Annotated in this window: 19 protein-coding genes; 9 read left to right on the top strand and 10 right to left on the bottom strand. The window is 55.5% G+C overall.

From position 1 onward, the window contains the following. Positions 1-3 precede the first annotated feature (3 nt). The 4 genes from BSF44_RS24690 to BSF44_RS24700 form a co-directional block, all read right to left on the bottom strand. Positions 4-1923, bottom strand: coding sequence for a DDE-type integrase/transposase/recombinase (locus BSF44_RS24690; protein WP_172435397.1), 1920 nt, complete (start codon positions 1921-1923; stop codon positions 4-6). Positions 1924-2219: 296 nt separating this feature from the next. Next, positions 2220-2939, bottom strand: coding sequence for a TnsA endonuclease N-terminal domain-containing protein (locus tag BSF44_RS24695; protein WP_141250088.1), 720 nt, complete (start codon positions 2937-2939; stop codon positions 2220-2222). A 659-nt stretch (positions 2940-3598) separates the two neighbouring features. After that, on the bottom strand, positions 3599-3856 hold the full coding sequence (locus tag BSF44_RS30080) for a hypothetical protein (RefSeq protein WP_141250089.1): 258 nt from the start codon (positions 3854-3856) through the stop codon (positions 3599-3601). A 68-nt stretch (positions 3857-3924) separates the two neighbouring features. After that, positions 3925-4605, bottom strand: a complete 681-nt coding sequence (locus BSF44_RS24700; protein WP_095945738.1) for a hypothetical protein — start codon at positions 4603-4605, stop codon at positions 3925-3927. Between the two features lie 442 nt (positions 4606-5047). On the opposite strand from BSF44_RS24700, the gene BSF44_RS24705 reads away from it, so the two are divergent. Beyond that, positions 5048-5881: a hypothetical protein gene (locus tag BSF44_RS24705; RefSeq protein ID WP_141250090.1), complete on the top strand. Its 834-nt coding sequence runs from the start codon at positions 5048-5050 to the stop codon at positions 5879-5881. A gap of 910 nt (positions 5882-6791) precedes the next feature. On the opposite strand, the gene BSF44_RS24715 is transcribed toward BSF44_RS24705, so the two are convergent. Then, complete coding sequence (locus tag BSF44_RS24715; protein WP_095945741.1) at positions 6792-7442, bottom strand: hypothetical protein; 651 nt, start codon at positions 7440-7442, stop codon at positions 6792-6794. A gap of 809 nt (positions 7443-8251) precedes the next feature. Here BSF44_RS24715 and BSF44_RS30085 point away from each other — a divergent pair. The 4 genes from BSF44_RS30085 (at position 8252) to BSF44_RS24730 (ending at position 10604) form a co-directional block, all read left to right on the top strand. After that, on the top strand, positions 8252-8401 hold the full coding sequence (locus BSF44_RS30085) for a type II toxin-antitoxin system Phd/YefM family antitoxin (protein WP_141250091.1): 150 nt from the start codon (positions 8252-8254) through the stop codon (positions 8399-8401). A 284-nt stretch (positions 8402-8685) separates the two neighbouring features. Beyond that, a complete protein-coding gene (locus tag BSF44_RS24720) occupies positions 8686-9510 on the top strand; it encodes an inositol monophosphatase family protein (RefSeq protein WP_095945742.1) in 825 nt (274 codons plus the stop codon). 296 nt (positions 9511-9806) lie between these two features. Beyond that, positions 9807-10031: a hypothetical protein gene (locus BSF44_RS24725; RefSeq protein WP_095945743.1), complete on the top strand. Its 225-nt coding sequence runs from the start codon at positions 9807-9809 to the stop codon at positions 10029-10031. A 123-nt stretch (positions 10032-10154) separates the two neighbouring features. Further along, positions 10155-10604 carry an antitoxin Xre/MbcA/ParS toxin-binding domain-containing protein gene (locus BSF44_RS24730; protein WP_095945744.1) on the top strand — a complete coding sequence of 150 codons (450 nt, stop codon included), beginning with the start codon at positions 10155-10157 and terminating at the stop codon, positions 10602-10604. Positions 10605-10743: 139 nt separating this feature from the next. On the opposite strand, the gene BSF44_RS24735 is transcribed toward BSF44_RS24730, so the two are convergent. Next, positions 10744-11694 (bottom strand): DNA-binding protein, encoded by a 951-nt coding sequence (locus BSF44_RS24735; RefSeq protein ID WP_095945745.1) that lies wholly within the window; start codon positions 11692-11694, stop codon positions 10744-10746. Positions 11695-11803: 109 nt separating this feature from the next. Between BSF44_RS24735 and BSF44_RS24740 the strand changes: the two genes are divergently transcribed. The 4 genes from BSF44_RS24740 to BSF44_RS24755 all read left to right on the top strand — a co-directional run bounded on the left by BSF44_RS24740 (position 11804) and on the right by BSF44_RS24755 (position 16715). Further along, the gene (locus tag BSF44_RS24740) at positions 11804-12730 is read left to right on the top strand and encodes a site-specific integrase (protein ID WP_095945746.1); all 927 of its coding nucleotides are present in this window, start codon (positions 11804-11806) and stop codon (positions 12728-12730) included. Between the two features lie 171 nt (positions 12731-12901). Further along, positions 12902-13810: a site-specific integrase gene (locus BSF44_RS24745; protein WP_095945747.1), complete on the top strand. Its 909-nt coding sequence runs from the start codon at positions 12902-12904 to the stop codon at positions 13808-13810. Positions 13811-14548: 738 nt separating this feature from the next. Further along, positions 14549-15169, top strand: a complete 621-nt coding sequence (locus BSF44_RS24750) for a tyrosine-type recombinase/integrase (RefSeq protein WP_095945748.1) — start codon at positions 14549-14551, stop codon at positions 15167-15169. Positions 15170-15278: 109 nt separating this feature from the next. Then, positions 15279-16715, top strand: coding sequence for an IS1182 family transposase (locus BSF44_RS24755; RefSeq protein ID WP_095945757.1), 1437 nt, complete (start codon positions 15279-15281; stop codon positions 16713-16715). A 668-nt stretch (positions 16716-17383) separates the two neighbouring features. Here BSF44_RS24755 and BSF44_RS24760 read toward each other — a convergent pair. From BSF44_RS24760 to BSF44_RS24775, 4 genes are read right to left on the bottom strand one after another with little or no spacing between them, the layout of a single operon-like run. Beyond that, entirely contained in the window at positions 17384-17980 is a 597-nt protein-coding gene (locus BSF44_RS24760; RefSeq protein WP_095945749.1) for a cytochrome c3 family protein, read from the bottom strand. 9 nt (positions 17981-17989) lie between these two features. Next, complete coding sequence (locus BSF44_RS24765; protein ID WP_095945750.1) at positions 17990-18481, bottom strand: nitrate reductase cytochrome c-type subunit; 492 nt, start codon at positions 18479-18481, stop codon at positions 17990-17992. An 11-nt stretch (positions 18482-18492) separates the two neighbouring features. Then, the gene (gene napA, locus BSF44_RS24770; protein ID WP_095945751.1) at positions 18493-20997 is read right to left on the bottom strand and encodes a nitrate reductase catalytic subunit NapA; all 2505 of its coding nucleotides are present in this window, start codon (positions 20995-20997) and stop codon (positions 18493-18495) included. After that, positions 20988-21254, bottom strand: coding sequence for a chaperone NapD (locus BSF44_RS24775; protein ID WP_095945752.1), 267 nt, complete (start codon positions 21252-21254; stop codon positions 20988-20990). The genes napA and BSF44_RS24775 overlap by 10 nt, the downstream gene beginning before the upstream one ends. Positions 21255-21260: the final 6 nt, after the last annotated feature.

The raw sequence follows: 21260 nt of genomic DNA on the forward strand, positions 1-21260 counted from the left end.
AGATTAACTCCTGATCACGTAGGTAGGCAGATTCTGTAAGGGAAGGCTGGCGGAATCGGTCGGTAACTTGGCTGACGGGGGTGCGCCGTTTTTGCCTGTGGATCGCGAAGTGTTCGATGAAAGGCCGAGTTTTTCCGCGGCCACCAACAGTCGTTTGTTTTTCCGCAGATTATGGCGAGACTGAGGTGTTGAGTTGTGTTTAATTTCCCAAAGTTCGTTATAGATTTTTAACAGTGCTTGACGTGCTGCGCTTTCATCGAACTTGATTTTGTGTTCTTTGAGTTCATCCAAAACACGCTGATGCGCGTACATGGTCAACTTGTTTTGGTAGGGGGCTGTTGCCACCGCTTCAACTAGTTCAGTGGGTTTATCCGGGTGACAAACCCACACACGTGAGAGGTCGGTAATGTCTATGTAGACTCTAGCTTTTCGGCTCTTGCCTAGTGCGGCTGCAATCGCGGGCAGGGTGGGACCGGTCCATGAGAGAGATTTGTGTGTAACCCTCCCGCCGTTTATTCTTTTGTATACAATCTGCCGACATACGCTCTTCAGCGCATCTTGGGTGTAACGTTCCGGTGGTAGCTGATCTAATGTCTCTGTCAGCCACGCTTGATGCGGTGATGTATGAATGGATTGGTGGTACTCATGGTGATAAACGCCATGGATGAACCAATCAAAAAGCTCATTCAGCTTGCTCATCTGTATGCAGGCGCCATCTTCGGCCTTGTAATGTTTGCCAATGACGGGGTTTGATCCGGTAGAGCCTTCCATTGCGTGGATGAGTTGACTGTTAAGCGTACCAAAAAAGCGTTCAATAATTGCTTTGGCGTTCGGCGTGCGGGGTGGTGCATAATGTATTTTTATACAAAGCAAATCACCAGCATTTTTAACCGTTTCATTAGCGGCTTCTGCACCATTATCAACGGTAATTTCGACCGGGCGACCACCGAAGTATTCGGGGTTTTCAGCCGATAATGCCATCCGTAACGACTTCAGGAATTTTTCGGCGCAGGGAGGGGTCAGGGAAAGTTCGTATCCGATGACATAGCGCGTGGAGGTTTCAATCAGCAAGTGTAACCATGGCCGCCCAAGCACTCGTCCCTTTTCATCAACCACGATAATATCCATCTCGTGTGAATCTCCTTCGACGAGTCTTAGTAATAGTCGCGAAATTTTTTGTTTCCTGCTGTAGTTGTTGACCCTTTGCGCCTCCTGTTTGCCGAGTTGTTGCACATCTTTATAATATTGACTGATGCGATTGATCTCCCGAGTCACGGTGGAGAGCGAGGGGGTACTGATCTTAATTACAGAGTAGCTGCTGCGGTCCGCATTTTCGTTATCAATGTGCGCCCTAATTAGCTTGTGAAGGGTTTTGATCGTAGGATGCTTGGGTTGTAAATAAAACTTATAAATAAACGTTGAGATAATGTCGCGTGTTTCATTTTTGAGTTGCTTGCCGCGAGGGAGAATGCTTTTTCGTTTGATCAGCGAAAATGGATTGAAATTTGACTCGCGGTAAGTTCTGGACCATGAGTAAACGCTGGTGTAGCAGGGGGGCTTGTCGTCCCCATAGCATTTCGCTAACCGCTCTAATTCTGCCTCAACGGCATCATGAGGCAGAGAACCTTGAAAGCGTTCCGTCAGTTCTCGAATATAGTATACTTTACGTAAATATGTTTTCTTCTGGGCCTGGGGTATGGTGTGTAAAATAGCCTCGTACGATGAATCAATTGTTGCGATTGCGTGCAGGCGCACTTCTCCTTTCAGTAGAAGGTTATTCAGCAAATCCGGCGTGAAGAATAGTATTTGTTTGTATTGGGTCGAGCGCATTGTAATCCGAGTGTCTTCTGTTGAAACCACCTCGTAAATTTTCCCGTAAATGTTGTATTGGCTACCGGGCTTGATTGTCTTGATGTTGTCCATAGATGGCAATCCACAGTTGGGACAAAATACTATAAGCATGGCGTCGCATTATTTTAATGCAGTATAAAGTTTCACTAAATTTGTCGGGATGCCTCTGCAGTGCGTTTGGGTTGTGTGCTCAGTTATTACTTTCCTGATTAAGTTATGCATCCTGTCTATGCAAGTACTAGGGGCGTGCCCGTCGGCACTGTCAGGCGGACGGTCTCTGGTTAATGGCGCATTGGCTTGGAATGTTGAATCTATCGCCACCTCGGGTAAGGCGGCTATACATAAATTTTGGGGGGGGCGACATTTCTTTAGATGTTGGGAGAGGAAAGCGATTGATTAAGGGAAACCAAGCTTGGCCAGGCAGGGTTGTGTTTTTCATGTTTCACCTCACTGTAAAGCGGGGTGTGCAAGTTGAGCATGGTAGTGAGATCACAATTCAGTTTTTGTTGAAAAATGGCAGCACACACCGCTCTCATTGAGGGCGATGGATTGTGCGCGAGCAATAGAGAGATTGTCAGTGGTCCGTTCCATGTGCTAAGGCATTGCATGAGTTGACGCTGCTCAAAGGCAGTGACCTGATGAGAGCGCGAATACAGGAGCCCGAGATTGTCCAGAGTTTCGTCAGTGGGGAAGTCGGAAAGGACGAAGACTTCAAATCCGTAACCTAACGCGCCGGCTGTGGCCGCGAAATTATCTAAAGTGTGCTGATAAGAACTGGTCTGATCCGAATACCCTCCTTTTATCTCGATAAAATAACTGCGCTCGTCGCGTTGGATAAAAAAATCAGGTGTATATGTATAAGGCTTGTTGCCGTCATTATAAGTGTGGCTGACTGGCTGGATGTAATACTGAATGACTGCAGGTAGATATTCCAGGATCAAGCACATATCGGCTTCATTATGACTTTCGCAGATAAGCTGGGTGTGATTTTTTCGTGATGGAAAATAGACTAGTGACTTTCCATAGCGGTTTTTACGCACGTCGCGCGCCGGTGAAAAATGTGACGGAACCCAGTTTTTATCCAGCATGATGGTAGCCCTTTAGCCTAGTTGTCATACGCTAACCCCAATGACGGGCAGCGTATGGGGAGTACGAACTTGACAAGGATTAGGTCGAACTGCTCGACTCGCTTGAGTGGTTTTTTGTGAACGTATCTAACTCCTGTGTTGATCGCGAGCATAGTGTGTCTCGGAACGAAACGTGTTCGCGGGTCACATTGATGACCTCATACAGCCGGCCGTCGTCCATCCGGTAGCGTCCGCCGACGCCAGGCGGCGGCACGCTAACCGCCTTCACAGGTCCCCTGCTGGATCAGTGAGCGCCGGTTCAGCGGCAGGCTCGGATCGGTACTCAGCTCGCCCCGCAACAGCCAGTGGTTCTGGCCCGCAAGCTCGGAGGGTGAGCACTGCTGAGCAATTCACCCAGGGTGAAAGACTTTTTGTAGCAGGACAGGAAATCCAGGAGATACGCTTGCTCAAAATCGTTAACGCCGAAGCCGTGAAAGTACCGGTACCGCCGGTTGGTGAAGACATGGGGGCATGAACTGTTGCTTTTCGGCGCGACGCCACTCGATTTGCCATGCCTGACACTGCACCACAAAGCTGTCGAGTTTGAACCGGGTGCGTGCCTTCAATTGTTGGAAATCCGGTTTGACCTCGGTGAAATGGTTGGCACGCTTGCGCGTGCATCACGTAAAAGTCCGGGGTGTAACGCATCGGCCCGCGTTCCGTTTCCCAGGTGAAGGTGTAGGGTGCGGGTAATAGGCAATGACATCGTTGTCCCATTCCAGCCACACGCAGTACGCCGCCTCCACCGACCCTTCGCAGAGCACGACTTTGTGGTTTTTCAGGGAAGGGAAAAAGATCATGTAGTAACCCGGCAACCCGCGATGAATGTCGCGCACCGGTGCACGATCGCCGGCCAGCCCCGCCTGTTCATTCCACATCACGCGCCTCTGCGTCCAGCGCGGAATTACGCCCGCGCTCAGCTGTGGCCCGTCGTAACCCGGGCCGTTCAACGGCGACGCCGCAACGTGATGAAGGTCCAGGCGGGCGTCTTCGGGCGACGGCCAGCCGGTGCTGTTGCCGCGGCCCAGCTTCGGCGCTCGGACAGCCAGCGATCCTCGCTCGGAGGATGGTCCCCGACTGGGGCTGGTTGGAGCATGGCGCGCCCGCTGCCACCGCTTTCCGGGCACAGCTTCAGCGCCTGCGTATCGACTTTAAGCCGTGCCAGCAATCGCGCCCGAGTCACCGCGTCAAGAGGCTGGTAACGATTGAACTCATCCTGGAGGATCGATCGCACGTGCGCCGTCTGGCGATCGACCAGGCGGGCCGAGCGCTCGTAAATCCCCTGCTGTCGCGTAGCGCAACGACAGTAACGCTGCTCCGTGCCTCTGCGCAGCGCATCCTCCGCCGCAGCGTGGTTTGGGCTTATGGTGGGCTGGCGGGCCGTCGGCTTCGGCGGATTGACCATTTCTGCCAGCATTTGAACGGAATGTTGCGACACCGGGGGGCTGATGATGATCAGGTCCTGCTGCACGAGCATTTGAAACGCTTCGTCTTGTGTGAAGGACAAACAGTGCCCGTCCTGCACGTCTTCCAGACGCACGTGCTTCTGGAAGAACGCCACCAGACGGTAGTGACGGCCCCCAACGCTGCACAACGCTGGCGCATAGCGAGTTTTTAACGTGCTCATCGTGTGTCTCCTCTGAATCGCAGAGCGGATCTGCCTGGGACTGAGACCGACCGACATCAATTGGGCCAAGTGTGTGGGCAAGATCGCGTTGCTGACGTGGACATGTTGAGGAAGGAAAGGCGCAGCTCCAAAGGGGGGAAGAAAATGCTGCCGTTCGTAAGTATGGAAATCATCCGCGTTGAGGGTTTCAGTATTCCCCCCGAAGCTTCTATTAGACAGTGCTACTGTTAATATTATTATCTCAATAATGGATCTTAATGTTATGGATTTTCAGGGATTTTCGTTTAAACGATTGTTTGTTTATGCGAAACGTTAATTATGTTTGCCGTCGTTGTTGCAGAAATGGATGTAATCTTTTGGGAGTGTGCAGAGTCATCAATAGCGGATCGCCGTCGTGGAGATAAACGTGATGGCTGTTTGTGAAGGCAAAATGTGTCGACACTTGAAAATGCAAGTGGCGTTGTTAGTGTTTTGCGAGGAGGTGGGAATTGCCGCGACTGGCAGTGCCTCAGCGCGTGCCTTCGAGGAGATGATGGATAGAGCACGGTTAAGTGAAAATAACGAACGCTGGTGGGCAGCCTTAACGGGCTACAGCTACTGCGAAGGCCACCTTCGTGCCATCGTGAACCGGGTGCCTGCGGTGCAGCGGCTAGTGGATCACCCCTTTTGGCGCGTATTGGAACTGAGTGTGATTGAGGGTCAGGTAAACGCGGACACCTTGCTGAACCGGTATTATCCGGATTTTCTACGCGTGGGCTTAATTAAGCAAAAACAATGGCTGTCACGGTGTAACAACCTTGAATGCCTGACCCTGTGTCTGTTATTGGTTGCGAGTTATCGTTGCTCAGCAGTGCATCTAGAGTCCATTGCCAGAGCATTAAATCGTCTTTGCGCCGAGAACATTTGGAGTCCCGCGCGGTATGCACTCGTAGGACTTGTTCGTTGCTGGCTGGAGTATTTTTCCGGGTTTAACCTGCTGCCTCGCATGCTTAGTAATAATGAGGAACTGAACTTTCGCATGATGTACTGGCAAGCTCTTCACGAACTCTGCTGGAGAACACCGCTAGTGCAAAACGAACAGCAATGGCGAGCGGTTTGTCATGTGTTGGAGAACGCAGATCAAGCCAGGCAAGAGAAAATTCTGCAGAGTTTGACGCAGCTGGACGCGGCGGGAGGCTCGATTTTTGGCGACGCTACGCTACATTCGTTGTATCGATGCCGCAGTGGCGTGTTGCGTGGGTGGGGTTGTGAACCTGACGATGTTAACTTGGCTTAATACTCTCTGGGCTGGGAGACGGCTTGAGTGACCAATCTTTGGTCTTGGCCAGTTGAACCCCAACTCGCAAGTTCTGTCTCCAGGTGCTTGCAGTGCAACGTGCGCAGCTGCAGCGAGTGCTGCGTGTCGCTCAATTGTTTGGACAGCCGCTGGTTGATGTCCTACTGCTGATCTTGCTGGGATCGGAGACTGTCATGGATTGCAGTTACGGCGCGCAACTGTTTGTCCCGCTGATGCTCCCATTGCTGTTGGGTCGTCAGTTGCTGGATCAATCGTCCAACCATCATCCTCCGAGCCCCTCTGGCGCCAATTGTGGTAGATCCCGTAATGTTCAGCGTTGTTCGGTTTGGCTGGCGGATCGCGGCGTGGGCTAATGGGGCGCGTGCAGTCAGTAACGAAAGGGAACTGGAAGGGGGGGTAGAGGCGTGCGGGACAGCGAAGACGCCCGTCGGGCGAGGGGGAGGGCAACGTGTCCGTGTTTAGCGGTGCTGTTGCACCGCCGACGTGTGGATTCGTCGACCACTTGACCCTGGCGGGCGGTGGCTGACGAAGCCGTTTATTAGAAATTATAGAGCGCACCTCACAGCGTACGGAATAGGCTATCAGGGCCTAGCCGAGCCATGTGTTTGTTGGTGTTTAGCGGCGCAACGCCGGCGCGCGCCGTCTCAATCGTGCCGGTCGAAGTGGCGGCACAGGGGCTCATGCGCTGCGGGGCGCGCTCCCGACTCGGCGCGAGGGCGCTTGCGGCCAGCGCCGCGGGCGGCGGGTCCCTACCAGTGATCGCGGGCGATTCGCGTTTTGCTTAAGCTCCGAGGCACGCCTGGTGCGGCGCGGATGTTCGATGATCTACCGACGGTGAGTCACCCTCTCAGCTATTTGCCTTACTGCTGCCGTGTACACGATTGCCGGTCTAACCATGCAGTATCCCCGCCACCTCTTCTTCCGCCGCGCGGCGCACACACTCCGATGACGATCGCAGCAGGTCTTTCGGACGTTTGCCACCCAAGTAGTGATTGCTCGAAGCAAACCAGAACGCCATTCCCCAGCCATCCTTTTTTTCTCTCAGCACGTTGATCACGGCGCCGAATTCGGCGGTGGGCCGCTGCATTGTTGCTTCGCCAAAGGCGAACGCTGGGAAGTACTCTTGGCTCCGGTCACTCACGCTGATGAGCGAGCCGTCGTTCAGCCACGCCCGGAGCCTTGCCGCGAGCGCTGCAGGCTCGAGTCCGGTGAGTTGGGACAAGCCCGCCGCAGTGATCCAGTCGCCGTCTTGCAGGATCAACTGTCGCGCCTCCGCCAACATGGCCGCCTCCCTGAACAAAATGCGCAGATGCAGCGTGCTGGGAGCGCTGCGGCTCGAGGCTGGCTCCTCTGAATCGGCTGCCTGAGGCAGGGCACCGAGAAACACATGGTTCAAGACGTCGAGGCAATCGAGGTACACGTTTATTGCGTGCCTGCTCATTGTGGGCAGTTCGATGCGCAAGTGAATGCCCGCTGCCTCTTCATACGTCTGTACGTGCCCGTCTGAACCGCTGTAGACCTCGATTTTCATTGCAGACATGCTGCCTCCTTGAAAGCTCGGCGATGAGGTTTACCAACCGTATTGAACGATAGGCGTTTTGCCGTGCAGGGTGCGTTGGCGCTGACGCAAGGTCGGCCAAGGCCAAAGCCGCTCGGGAAATTCGTCTATGGATGTTACTGCTTCAGTCGCGGTCATAACGCCCCTTTTGTCTCTGTCCGACTGACGCCGCTTATTATCAATCGGCGCGTACCTATCCGCTGACGCGGTCGCACTGATCCAAGCTGCATTGAACGTCCACACCATGGATGACGACCAAGTGGGCGTTGGGGGCGTATTTGCCTGTCGTGGGGCAGGGCCTTGAGGTTTTTGAGCACGAGGGCCAACGAAAAAAGGTGAGGGTGTTGAGTCTTACAAGTGTTGCACGCAGGCCTTTAAGCCTCGCCGCATCGAACTCCTGCCTCTTGGCCACTTTGCAGGCGCATGTGGTCAGAACAACAGGTGAAATAACACGTGAAGAGTGCGGCGCTTTCGAAGCGGTGTGTGCGTCGTAAATCACCGAGCGAGAGCGGTCGTTTCAGGGGCATGAACGTCCGAAATGTCTGCGGGCAGCCGCCCGTTTTGTTTTCGTGGCGATCCGACCATCGGGCAACCCAACACTTCGTCGAGCGAATGCCTAAGATTTTAGGCGCAGCGACAGGCTTATCCCTGTAGCGCCTAGAATCCCGGACGTTATTAACTCGCGAACTTGTTGTTGCCAACCCCAAGTGTTGGGGGGCGTGCATGCGTTGAGGTCGGAGCATGGAGTGAAAAGGCTACGCTATATCCAGATACAGTCAGGGGTATCTGCCATGCGTACCACCTACAGCAAAAGCCAGGCTCGCCGTCGGTTGCGTCGTCTGCTGGTGTTAATTGCGCAAGGACATGCTTTCGTCATCACCCGGCATGGCAAAGCGGCTTGCTTACTGGTACAGGTCGAGGCACAAGGGCGTACACATTGAACAGTGATTCGACAATCCTCAACTCTCGAAGAGGTTGTATCTTGATGTCAACGCAACCCTTTCACAGCGGTTACGTGATCAGGTAACAGCAGTCAGTTCAGGCGTAGATGGAGGGCGAGGCCCATTGTCGTCCTGCGGCAAGAGGCAGAGTGGCGCACACGAATTTTGAGCGATGCTGTTGCCCGTCTGGCTGACCGCTGATTAGACGGCTGAGGGGCGACTCGCTGCGCGCCTCAGTCGAGTACCCTCGTATTACCCCACCCAACTTCAAGGCATCCCATTTCGTGCAAAAGACCAACCTTGAACCGCTGCTCACTCAGACTATTGAGGTCGTTATTCGCGCCGGCCAGTTGCTGATTGCCGAGTGGGCGAGAGTTGACGGACCACGAGGTGAAGGTGACAAGGCCGCTGTAGACGAAGAAATCGAACAGTTTTTGCGCCAGCACCTGCTACAGCTTTACCCTTGCGACTTCTGGGGAGAGGAAACCGGACATCGTCTAACCGGCCATCCATGGTGCTGGGTCGTTGACCCGAACGACGGGACCACGGACTTCCTCAAAGGGCTCAAAGGCTCAGCCCTGTCCATCGGTCTGTTGCACAAACAAACGCCGGTATTAGGTGTGGTATATGCCCCCGTCACCGTTGAGGGCGCGCCTGATTGCATTGCTTGGGCAGAAGGCATGGTCGAGGTGAGCCGCAATGGACAATCGGTGCTGTCACAGCTTTCTACCAAGACCTTGTCGAGCGACGAGTTCGTGATGGTCAGTGCCGCTGCGATCAACAAGCCTGAACTTAACAGCGCCCTCTGCCAACCCAGCACCTTTGTCGCAATGCCATCCATTGCCTACAGGCTCGCCAAAGTCGCCGCCGGTGAGGGGGTCTGTGGCATCTCGCTTTACCCAGTTTCTGCACATGACGTTGTCGCAGGCCACGCACTTTTGAGAGGAGCAGGCGGCGTTTTAGTCGATGAGCGTGGGCAAACGATTACCTATGTAACTGAAGCCAATATGCAAACGGTTTCACAACGCTGCTTCGGTGGTTCAGTGTCGGCGTGCCGGATCCTGCTCGCCCGAGAATGGGGCCGCATTTTCACGGACGTCTCCAACTGAGACCAGTCGTCGGACTCAATTCGAGCGACCAGCATCGTCATCTCTTTGGCCGCTAACTGCGCACAGTCCGACGGGCGCTAAATTGGCAACTTCTGGACTTGCATTTTTCATCCTGTTTTCAAGCATGGAGCTTCAGGTCCGAAGCCTGCGTCTAAGAGCTGCGCGGCCCACCCTGAGCAGATAGTGCGTGGTATCTTTTGGACGACGAGAGTAGAGACTGCAGGAATCCAAGGCACTCTGCTCATTGCTCACGTCTGCCAGGGCATAGACATGCGTGACTCACTACGAGAGCCGTGATGAAAGGTAAGCGCAAAGTCAAAATTAACCAATGGCTGCTCGCTGAGCAGTTTCAGGTCGAAGCACAGGCAGTGCTCAGGGCGCGCACGGCCCGTGCAAGTCGATTCTTGGACATCGCACTGGTGGCGGGTAGAGACGTGGAGCCGGTCGGATTGCTGGCAGGTAGCCGGACGGCCACATCGGCCTGCATTCACCAGCGTAGGCAGCCAGCAAAAGACGTTTAACAATTAAAAAGGGGCCCCGGTCTGAGCATTAGAAAGGGTGACCACCGTGGATTTCCGACCACCCCAACTTCACACTGAGTGAAGATAGCCAAAGAGCCCGATGCCAAACCCAAAAGGCGACTCATGTTTGCTGAAGTCATGCGCAATGATGTTTACCGAGCCTACCGGGTCCGGCTGGAAATGTTTTTGCCTATTCCCACCGATGCCTCTGACCTGGACATCCATGCGTTGATCGAGGCGGGGTTCTCGCCGGGGAGTATTAAGTCGCTCTGCGACTTGGGGGTATTCAACCTCGACGCGTGCAACCACATCATTTCGCTCAAGACCCTTAAAACCCGCTTGACTCACGGTCAGCGCCTGAGCGTGGCTGAGAGTGATCACCTGTTTCGTCTTGCGCATATCACGGCCATGGCCGAGGCGGTCTTTGGGGACACCCACAAAGCCCAGCGATGGCTGAACAAATCCAAGGCGCGCTTTTCAGGTGAAAATCCCATTGCACTGCTCTCCACCAGCCCGGGCACTCGCTTGGTTGAAGAAATGTTGATTCAGGTCGCAGAGGGATTGGCGTTTTAACGGTGTTGCTTGTCAGCGTTTTTTCAGGGGGCCACAGAGCCCGCCTCGGTAGCAACACCGCATGCGCCTGATCTCCGGCGCCAACCAGTTTTTCGATAACGATCTTGTAGGCACCGGCTTCCGAGCGGAACCTCCGGTCCTAGCCGGGGGGCGTCAATTGGCGCAGTAGCGTTTGTAACGTTTCAATCTGGCGTGCCTGCTCCCGCATCTGCCGGCGGTTTTCGCGGTGTTGAAGCAGGTACGGTTTGACCCGTTCCCGTAATACGGCGTACTCGGTCTGCAATTGTTGCAGCTTTGTCGTCTGCGCGTCGTGGGCCTGCTGGGTATCGCGCAGGGTCTGGGATTGTTGACGCAATTGTGCGTGCAGCACCCGATGCTCGTTGCGCAAGCGTTCCTGCTCACGGTACACCGTGACCAATTCTTCCTGTTTGGCCAGTTGCGCATTTTGCAGGGACCGCAGTTCCTGGCGTAACTGATTAGTCTGCTCGTCATGCCGGTGCAGTTCCTGCCCGCGCTGAGCCAGTTGCTCTTGCCGATAGTGTTCGAGCCCCTCCCGAGCATGCTGATGTTTGTCCTCCAGTGATTGCAGTTGCTGGGCCCGTTCTTCGAGGATCTGTTGCTGGCCGGCCACTAGCTGTCGCAATTGCTGGCGTTCCCCCTCGCTGTCTTGTAACTGTTCGCGCAGCATACGTTCGCACTGCCGCTGCTGTTCTAGCTCGCCGGTGAGATGGGTGATGGTGGTTTGCGACTGCTCCAACCGCTCGCCTAGCTGCGCGTGCGCCTGCGCATAGCTGGCCTGTTGCCGCTCAAGCTGCTCTTGCTCGTCGGCTACGGCGTCCCGCGCCTCCTGCTTTAGTTGCTCGGCTAGACTACTCACCAAGGTGGTCAATTTTTCATTGAGGGTGGGCGGCGGCGCAGGATTGGCGGCCAGACTACCGTTAAGTTCTTTCAAGTAGCGCTGGATCGTACTCTTTGAACCGGTGTTGCCCAGCTCAACGCGGACCAGGTCGATGCTCGGATGCAGCCCACGCCCTAACAAGGCGTCACGCGCCGCGTGCACCAAGGCTTTGTTGATACCGCCACGGGCCATGTCAGGAGCTCCTGTAGGATTTCCGGATCTTAAGCAGTATGACGCATGCCATTTGACTTGCCTGGTTTCTGATCAGGACGACAAGCCCGCCGGGCGAGGAGGGTAGGGGATGACCACTGCCGCGGAGCGGTACCTGCAGGCGGCGCGGCGGGAAAGCACCACGCGCCGCTACCAGCAGGCCGTGGCGCATTTTGAGGTGGGCTGGGGTGGGTTTCTCCCCGCGTCGAGTGGCAGCATCGTGCGTTACCTGGCTGAGCACGCTGACGCCCTGTCGATCAGCACCTTGCGCGGTCATCTGGCGGCCTTGGCGCGTTGGCATCTGAAGCATGGTTTTGTCGACCCGACCAAAGCCCCGCAAGTGCGCGACGTGTTGCGCGGCATTCAGGCGCTGCACCCGCGGCAGGTCCGGCAAGCCGAACCGTTGCAACTGCGCGAACTGGAGCAGTGCGTGGCTGCATTACAAGTCGAGGCAGCATCGCCGGACCTGGCCGTGCGCCTGCGCGCCGGTCGCGATCAGGCCTTGCTGCTCCTGGGTTTTTGGCGTGCGTTTCGCAGTGATGACCTGTGCCGCCTGCGCATTGAAGCCAATCAGCTCGTGCCGGGCGAAGGGCTGAGTCTGTTCCTAGCCAGCAGCAAGTCCGACCGTGAGCATCAGGGCCGCAGCGTCAGTGTGCCGGCGTTAAAACGGCTGTGTCCGGTTCAGGCGTATGAGGAGTGGCTGAGCCTCAGTCAATTGCAGCAGGGGCCGGTGTTTTGTGGCATCGATCGCTGGGGCCACCTGTCCACCGAGGCCCTGCACCCGTACAGCGTGGCGCGGGTGGTGCGCCGGGCTTTGACCCGCGGCGGGGTCGCGGGGGAGCGCTACAGCGGGCATTCCTTGCGCCGCGGTTTTGCTACCTGGGCCACGCGTAACCAATGGAGCACCAAGGCCTTGATGGAGTACGTCGGCTGGCGCGACGTGCACAGCGCGCTGCGCTACGTGGAGGCCGACGCGCCGTTCGGTGACTGGCGGCGTCATGCAGGAGAGTCAAAATGACTGCGTGGCGACGATTTCGTACCGCGCTACGGCCTACGTTATTACAGCTGTACAACGTGCTCAGTTCACCTTTGAAATGGGTGATTCAACAGGTATGAGAAACCAAGATTCTTGAACGTGATAAGCCTTTCTCGATGCAGAGCTCCGGAAAGGCGGTATGCGGGAGGTGGGATGAGCGATTCAGCCGAGCGATACCTGCAAGCAGCTAGACGCGACAGCACCCAGCGCCGCTATGCGCAAGCCGTTGAACACTTTGAAGCGGAGTGGGGCGGGGTGCTGCCGGCCTCCAGTGAAAACGTCGTGCGTTACCTGGCCGCCTATGGTGCAAAGCTGTCCAGCAACACCCTGCGCACGCACCTGGCGGCCTTAGCCCAATGGCACCAGCAGCACGGCTTCAATGACCCGACCAAGGCGTCGCGGGTACGCGATGTCCTGCGCGGCATTCAGGCGCTGCATCCGCAATCCATCAAGCAGGCCGAAGTGCTGCAGTTACAGCGGCTGGAAGCATGCATCGAGGGTCTGGCCGGGCAATTGACTGCCGATCAGATGGCGCTGCGGCTGCGTGCCGCGCGGGACCAAGCGTTGATCCTGATGGGTTTCTGGCGTGCGCTGCGGGGGGACGAATTGTGTCGACTGCGGGTCGAGCACATTCAGCTGCGCGAAGGACAAGAGTTGGAAATCTTTCTCGCCAGCAGCAAGACCGATCGCGACCACCGCGGCCGTACCTTGGTGGTCCCGGCCCTGAAGCGTCTCTGCCCAGTGGATGCCTACCAGTACTGGCTGGCGGTCAGCGGCATCAACCAAGGGCCGGTATTTCGCGCCATTGATCGCTGGGGCCATCTAGCGGAGGGGCGAGTCAATCCGAATAGCCTCTCGCGTATTTTGCGGCTGGCGTTTATGCGCAGCGGTGTGGCTGGCGAGGGTTACACCGCGCATTCACTGCGCCGCGGCTTTGCTACGTGGGCTAGTCGCAACCAATGGAGCAGCAAGGCGTTGATGGAGTATGTCGGCTGGCGCGATGTGCAGTCGGCAGCGCGTTACATTGACGCTGATGCTCCTTTCGGCGATTGGATTCGTTGAGCGCTCCGACTGCCAAAGCGTTCGTTCAGTCGGGAAGAGGAAAGGCACAGTGTCGTGACTGATCCTGGGGGGATTTCGATCGTATTGTTTCGCGGAATGGCTAGCCGATTTTTGCCTGTCACCACCGTCAACCTTGAGTCGTTTACAGCCCTTTACGGCAGGCAGCAATCCGCCAATAGCCGTAAGTGAAGGAATATTGTCTTTATGGCTATTTTAAGCACTTAAAGGAAACATTTCTTTTCCTTACTGCTGGTAATTTTGGACAAAGTTTAAGCGAGGGAGAGCATTCGCGCGTGCGGCCATGAACCGTCGCCGTTCAGAGTTGCCCGACGCGCCTTGTATTCTGACCGGTAGAAAACGCCCCAAAGGCCTAGGATATTGAGAGACGGTTTTATCCACCCTTTTTTGCGGGCCTACTGCACGCTTGGTTTTTCGTCGCCGAGAGATGCATGCAGGGAAGTTATGGATTTTTGCATAAAAGCGCATAAGGTTATATTTCTAGATTTTTATGCTAGCTGCGACGCGTAAGTGGCAAAAATATATCTAAAATACCTAGAATTTAAACTATTCTGGCATTCACCTTTTTGCCCTTGCTCCGCGTATTTTAACTATTGCTCTGGCTACAGCGGCTTGTTTGGTCGATTTCTGTCTATCGCAACAGTCAGCTTTGGGTCGGGTAGCGACCCCCCCCATTGTGACTGATCCACCCTTGCCCTCCCTCAACGTGGAGGACGAGCCATGAACACTATTGCTACATACCGCCATCAGACTTGGAACAAGGGGAAGCTTGTCGGGCAGAAAGCTCCGCTTCGAGTAAGAGATATCTGGGCTATGTGCGTAAGACTTCAGGTTGCTGAGAAGACGCGTCATTTGGCGCTCTTCAACTTGGCCATCGATAGCAAGCTGTGTGTCTGTGACTTAACCAAGTTGCGAGTCCGAGACATCGCCCATGGGGAGCATGTGTCGTCACGGGCCATCGTGATGCAGCAAAAAACTCAGCACCCAGTGCAATTTGAAATCACTGAGCAAACCCGAACGGTTCTGGAGGCTTGGATGCGCCAGGCGCGTCTCCGCAGCGAGGACTTCTTGTTCCCGAGTCGGTTGCACGCCTCAGACCATCTTTCCACCAGGCAATACACTCGAATAGTCAAAGCTTGGGTGACAGCCATTGGCCTTGATCCAACCATTTACGGTACCCAGACGCTACGGAGAAGCAAGGCCTCGTTGATCTATCGCAGGACGAAGAACCTGAGAGCCGTCCAACTCCTGCTTGGTCATACGAAGCTTGAAAGCACTGTCAGATACCTGGGAATCGAGGTCGATGATGCCTTGGAAATGTTGGAGCAGACGGAGGTCTGATCATCCATAGTGACGGTCGACGCTAGACCGTCGCTGTCCGACCCAGGCTGTGTGAAAACACCTGCAATTGTCTAATCTTCTGATCGTTGAGATCGTAGCGGGGGCGATCATGAAGCGATTTATTGAAGGTGAGGCTCGGACGCAAGTCACCTTGCTGCCGGAGTGTCTGGACGATTACGTAGCCGAAGAAAATCCAGTGCGCGTGGTCGATGTTTTCGTCGATGAACTCGACCTGGGCGCACTTGGTTTTGAAGGCGTCGATCCTGCCGCAACTGGTCGTCCGGCCTATCACCCAGCGGTGTTGCTGAAGATCTATATCTACGGCTATCTCAATCGAATTCAGTCCAGCCGCCGGCTTGAGCGTGAGGCCGAGCGCAACGTCGAGTTGATGTGGCTAGCGGGGCGTTTGGCTCCGGACTTCAAAACCATTGCCGACTTTCGCAAAGACAACGGCAAAGCCATTCGCAGCGTATGCCGCCAGTTCGTAGTTCTTTGCCGCAACCTCAATCTCTTCTCTCAGTCGATCATCGCCATCGACGGCAGCAAATTCAAAGCCGTCAATAATCGCGACCGCAACTTCACTCAGGGCAAGGTGAAGGCACGCATGCAGCAGATCGAGCAGAGCATTGATCGCTATCTGGCGGCGATGGATTCGGCGGATCGGGCAACGCCCGAAGTGGCCGAGGCCAAAGCAGAGCGGCTTAAAGAAAAGATAGAAACACTGAAAAAGCAGATGCAGAAACTCAAGGAAGTCGAGGTGCAGCTCCACGAAAGTCCAGACCAGCAGATCTCCCTCACAGACCCAGATGCACGCTCAATGGCCACGAGCAGCCGAGGCACCGGAACGGTTGGCTACAACGTACAAACAGCTGTCGACGACAAACACCATCTGATCATTGCCCATGAGGTGACCAACGTTGGTAATGATCGTGGGCAACTGAGCAATATGGCGAACCAGGCGCGTGAAGAAATCGAGGCTGAATCGCTAACGGTGGTGGCCGACCGAGGCTATTACAAAGGTCTGGAAATCCTTGCTTGCGAGCAAGCCGGCATCACTACCTACGTACCGAAACCCCTCACATCTGGCAGCAAAGCCGAAGGCAGAGTCGGCAAGCAGGACTTCATCTATCTTATTGCGTCGGACGAGTATCGATGCCCTGCGGGGCAGTTACTAACCAGGCGGCATTCGTCGATGGAAGACGGCATGTTATTGCATTGTTACTACTTCTCGGGCTGCCAGTCCTGCTCAATGCAAAAGCAATGTACGACGGGAAAGGAGCGCCGTGTGAAGCGCTGGGAACATGAGGCTGTAGTCGACGCGATGCAGGTTCGGCTAGAACATGATCCAGCGATGATGAGGGTTCGTCGACAGACCGTTGAACATCCTTTCGGAACGCTCAAGTCCTGGATGGGAAGTACCCACTTCCTGACCAAAACCCTGCCGAGGGTGAGCACTGAGATGAGCCTTCATGTGCTCGCCTACAACCTCAAACGAATGATGAGCATCTTCGGCATCGCAGGACTGCTTGAGGCGATCAGGGCGTGAATCCAGCCGTTTGGCTCGCCAGTTAGTAGCCGTTTGGGCCGCTGACGCGGCCCAAACGGCATTACGAACGTCTATGTAACTGACTAAGGTTATTCGCGCTTCCGCCCGCTGATTCCACAGGCAACCCTCGCAACTTTCAGTTTTCGACGTATTTAGTGCGTTTTCACACAGCCTGGACCCATAGCTGCCCTTCGCGAAGGGCGGAGGTCGGCCGTTCTCTGCCTGTCGACTCTTGTGTGTGCATTGGTCAACCGTATGCAAACGGCGGTCACCGCGAATGCAAATGTCTTGTGAATGGCAATGGATTGGGTGGCCATGTGCGATGCAATTAAGCGTTTAGGAACACTTGAGAACTCACCGAACTCGACGTGTCGCATGAGGCTAAACGCTCCACGACGACTTCTTCGCTTCGATAAAAGAGGCCGACCTGCGTTGCTGCCTGCCTGAGCGTGGACCGGATCAATGAGAGATCGCTGTCCAAGTGTTTGTAGAATGGGCGTCAAAGTGCGCGTGGAATCCGCAGACCAACTTGCGCACAGAGGCTAAACCCCTTGAAACATTGGTTTTGGGGGGTTATCAGAGAGGGAGATAGAATTGTGTCAAAGTCGAAAAACCGGCGCGGTTATGCCGCTTGACGGCAATACGCCGGGAAAACTCGGCGGGGTCGGCTACCAGCCTTTGACCCCGCTCATGTCGGGCAGCTTGTGGGCAATGCCCTTATGACAGTCAATACAGGTGGCCTGCCCGCTGGCCAGTGATGTGGAATGCATATTGGCGGCGCGTTTGCCCTGACGGGTAAAGTCCATGAATTCAAAGTTATGGCAATTGCGGCATTCTCGGGAGTCGTTTGCCTTGAGCCGCCCCCACTCGTGCTCGGCCAGTTCACGGCGCATATCGAGAAATTTTTCCCGGGTATCGATCGTTCCGAACACCTTGCCCCACACCTCCTTGGAAGCCTGCATTTTGCGGGCAATCTTGTGCGTCCACTCATGCGGGACGTGACAGTCCGGACAGGTGGCTCGTACGCCGGAGCGATTGGTGTAGTGAATGGTTTCCTGTAGTTCGACAAAAACGTTGTCGCGCATTTCATGACAGGAAATGCAGAACTTCTCGGTATTGGTGGCTTCCAGCGCAGTGTTGAAACCACCCCAGAAAATCACCCCGGCGATGAACCCGCCGAGTGTCAGAAAGCCCAGGCTGTAATGCACGCTGGGGCGACGCAGAATGCCCCAATAGTCTTTGAGCAGCGCACGCAAGGATTTCATGGCCTCTCCTTAAGGTTTCTGCTGGCCGTTGATTTCGTCTTGCAGCACCTGGTCAATGTTCTTGAAGTTGTTGCCCACCAGAGGCTTTACGTCTTTCTGTGGCACATGACACTGAGTACAGAAATACCGACGCGGCGAAACAGCGGCCAGCGCCTGACCATCACGGTCCATGTAGTGGGTGATACTGATCATCGGCGCCTGAGTGCGGGCACTATTGGCACGGCTGTGACAGGACAGGCACTTGTTGCTGTTCTTGTCGATCGGATACCCCCGAATACTGTGGGGGATGGTGGGCGGCTGGTCAGGATAATTACGCTCGCGCTTGAGGTCCTTGTTCTCGTCATCAGCCATCAGCGGTGCCGCAAACTCCTGGGTCAAGGTCCCTCCGGGTCGCCGGCCATCCGGCGCAGGAGCATCCAGCGGGTAATCGGGCTGAGCCGCGAATGCCAGTGGCACCCACAGCAACAGAGCAGCAAGCAAAGACAGCGAATGACTCTTCATCTGAGCGCTCCTTATGCCGTCTTGATCAACTCAATCCTGATCGCACATTTTTTATAATCAGTCTGCTTGGAGATGGGGTCCGTCGCATCGAGAGTGACCTTGTTGATCAGCTTGTTGGCATCGAAGAACGGTACGAACACCAGGCCTTGGGGTGGCTTGTTGCGCCCTCGGGTTTCAATGCGCGCACGCATCTCACCGCGTCGGCTGATCAGCTTCACTTCGCTGCCTCGACGGGCATTCAAGGCTTTGGCATCGGCCGGGTGCATGTAGACCAACGCGTCGGGGACAGCCTTATGAAGTTCCTCGACACGCTGGGTCATGGACCCGGTGTGCCAGTGCTCAAGCACTCGTCCGGTGCTCAACCAGAATGGAAACTCCGCGTCGGGGGTTTCCGCAGGGGGTTCGTAGGGCAGCGCGAAGATAATCGCCTTCTTGTCGGGATAGCCATAGAACTGCACACCGCTGCCCTTCTCCACGTAGGGGTCATAGCCTTCCCGGAAACGCCAGCGTGTTTCCTTGCCATCGACGACGGGCCATCGCAACCCTCGTTCGGTGTGATAGAGATCGAACGGGGCGAGGTCATGACCGTGGCCACGGCCGAATTGGGCATATTCTTCGAACAAGCCTTTTTGCAGGTAAAAACCAAAATCCCGGGCCTCATCATTTTTATAGCCCGCCGCCATCTGATCAAGCGGGAACTGATCGACCTGACCGTTCTTGAACAACACCTCGTACAGGGTTTTGCCCTTGTACTGCGGTGAGGCAGACAATATTTCCTCGGACCAGACCTCGTCCGTTTTAAAGCGTTTGGAAAACTCCACGAGTTGCCAGAGATCGGACTTGGCGTCACCCGGCGCCGAAACCAATTGGTGCCAGAACTGCGTACGTCGTTCCGCGTTGCCGTAAGCGCCCTCTTTCTCGACCCACATCGCGGTGGGCAGAATCAGATCGGCCGCCTGGGCCGAGACGGTGGGATACACATCCGAGACAATCACAAAGTTCTCGGGATTGCGCCAACCCGGCAACACTTCCTGCATGATATTGGGGCCGGCCTGCATGTTGTTGCTGGCCATCGTCCAATACACATTGAGCACGCCGTCCTTGAGCATTCGGCTCTGCTGCACGGCATGGAACCCGACTTTTTCGTTGATGGTGCCCGGCGGCAGTTTCCAGATTTTCTCCGCCGTGGCGCGATGCTTTGGATTGGTGACCACCAGATCAGCGGGCAAGCGATGGGAGAAGGTCCCCACTTCCCGCGCCGTGCCGCAAGCCGAAGGCTGCCCCGTCAGGGAGAAAGGACTGTTGCCCGGCTCGCTGATTTTACCGGTCAGCAGGTGGATGTTGTAAATCAGGTTATTGGCCCAGACGCCCCGAGTGTGCTGGTTAAAGCCCATGGTCCAGAAGGAGACCACCTTGCGCTTCGGGTCGGCATACAGCTCGGCCAAGGCCTTGAGTTGCTCGGTCGGTACGCCGGTTTCCTTGGCGGTGCGCTCAAGGGTGTAAGGTTTTACGAACGCCGCGAATTGCTCAAAGTCGATGTCACTCCAGGTGTTCGCCTTGGCCGCATTACTGGCCTTCATCTCCAGTGGATTATCAGGACGCAGGCCGTAGCCGATGTCATCCGTACCTTTGGCAAACCTGGTGTGTTTGCTGACAAAGTCTTTGTTGACCGAACCGCTTTCAATGATGTGGTTGGCTATGTAATTGAGGATAAACAGGTCCGTCTGTGGCTTGAACACCATGGGGATGTCAGCCAACTCAAAACTGCGATGCTCGAAGGTCGACAGTACGGCCACCTTGACGTTGGGCTGACTCAATCGGCGATCCGCCACCCGGCTCCAAAGTATCGGGTGCATCTCCGCCATGTTTGAGCCCCACAGCACGAACGCATCGGTGACTTCAATATCGTCATAACACCCCATCGGCTCATCCATACCGAAGGTACGCATAAAGCCCATGACCGCTGAGGCCATGCAATGACGCGCATTGGGGTCAATGTTATTGGAGCGAAAACCCGCCTTCATCAACTTGTTGGCCGCGTACCCTTCCCAGACGGTCCACTGACCTGATCCGAACATGGCGATTGACTCGGAGCCCTTGTTTTTTATCGCCTCCTTGAACTTCAACTCCATCACATCAAACGCTTGATCCCAGGACACCGGTTGAAACTCGCCTTGCTTGTCATATTGCCCGTTGGTCATGCGCAACAGCGGCTGGGTCAGGCGATCAACGCCGTACATGATTTTCGACAGGAAATAGCCTTTGACGCAGTTCAATCCGCGATTGACCTCGGCTTTCACATCACCATGAGTGGCGACCACCCGATTGTCCTTGGTCGCCACCATGACGCTGCACCCGGTTCCGCAAAAACGGCAAGGCGCTTTATTCCAGTCCAGGGCCACCCGGTCTTCTTCGGTGATCAGGTTGCTGGCAGAGGTAAACACCGGGAGCCCCGCCGCCGCTGCGGCGATCCCGGCAGCCTGGGCTTTGACAAACTCGCGTCGAGTCATAGGCATGTGCTTTCTCCCGTCACATCGAGAGTCTCGTGATAAACGAGGGCGGCATTGAGCACACCCGGCAAGCCGTTGATCTCACTGATGCGCCGGGAAATCTCACTTTCATCCTCCATCTCCAGCACCACAACCAGCTTGCCGGCGGGACTTTCCTGGTGCAGTTCAACGCCTTCGAGCAACCGCAAGTTGGCTTTCACCGCCTCGAACAATTCAGGGTGGGCAAGGACCACCAGACTGGCAATATGCAGCGTCTTTTCCATGACCCG

The organism is Pseudomonas sp. ACN8, from assembly GCF_002303925.1.
Lineage (GTDB): Bacteria > Pseudomonadota > Gammaproteobacteria > Pseudomonadales > Pseudomonadaceae > Aquipseudomonas.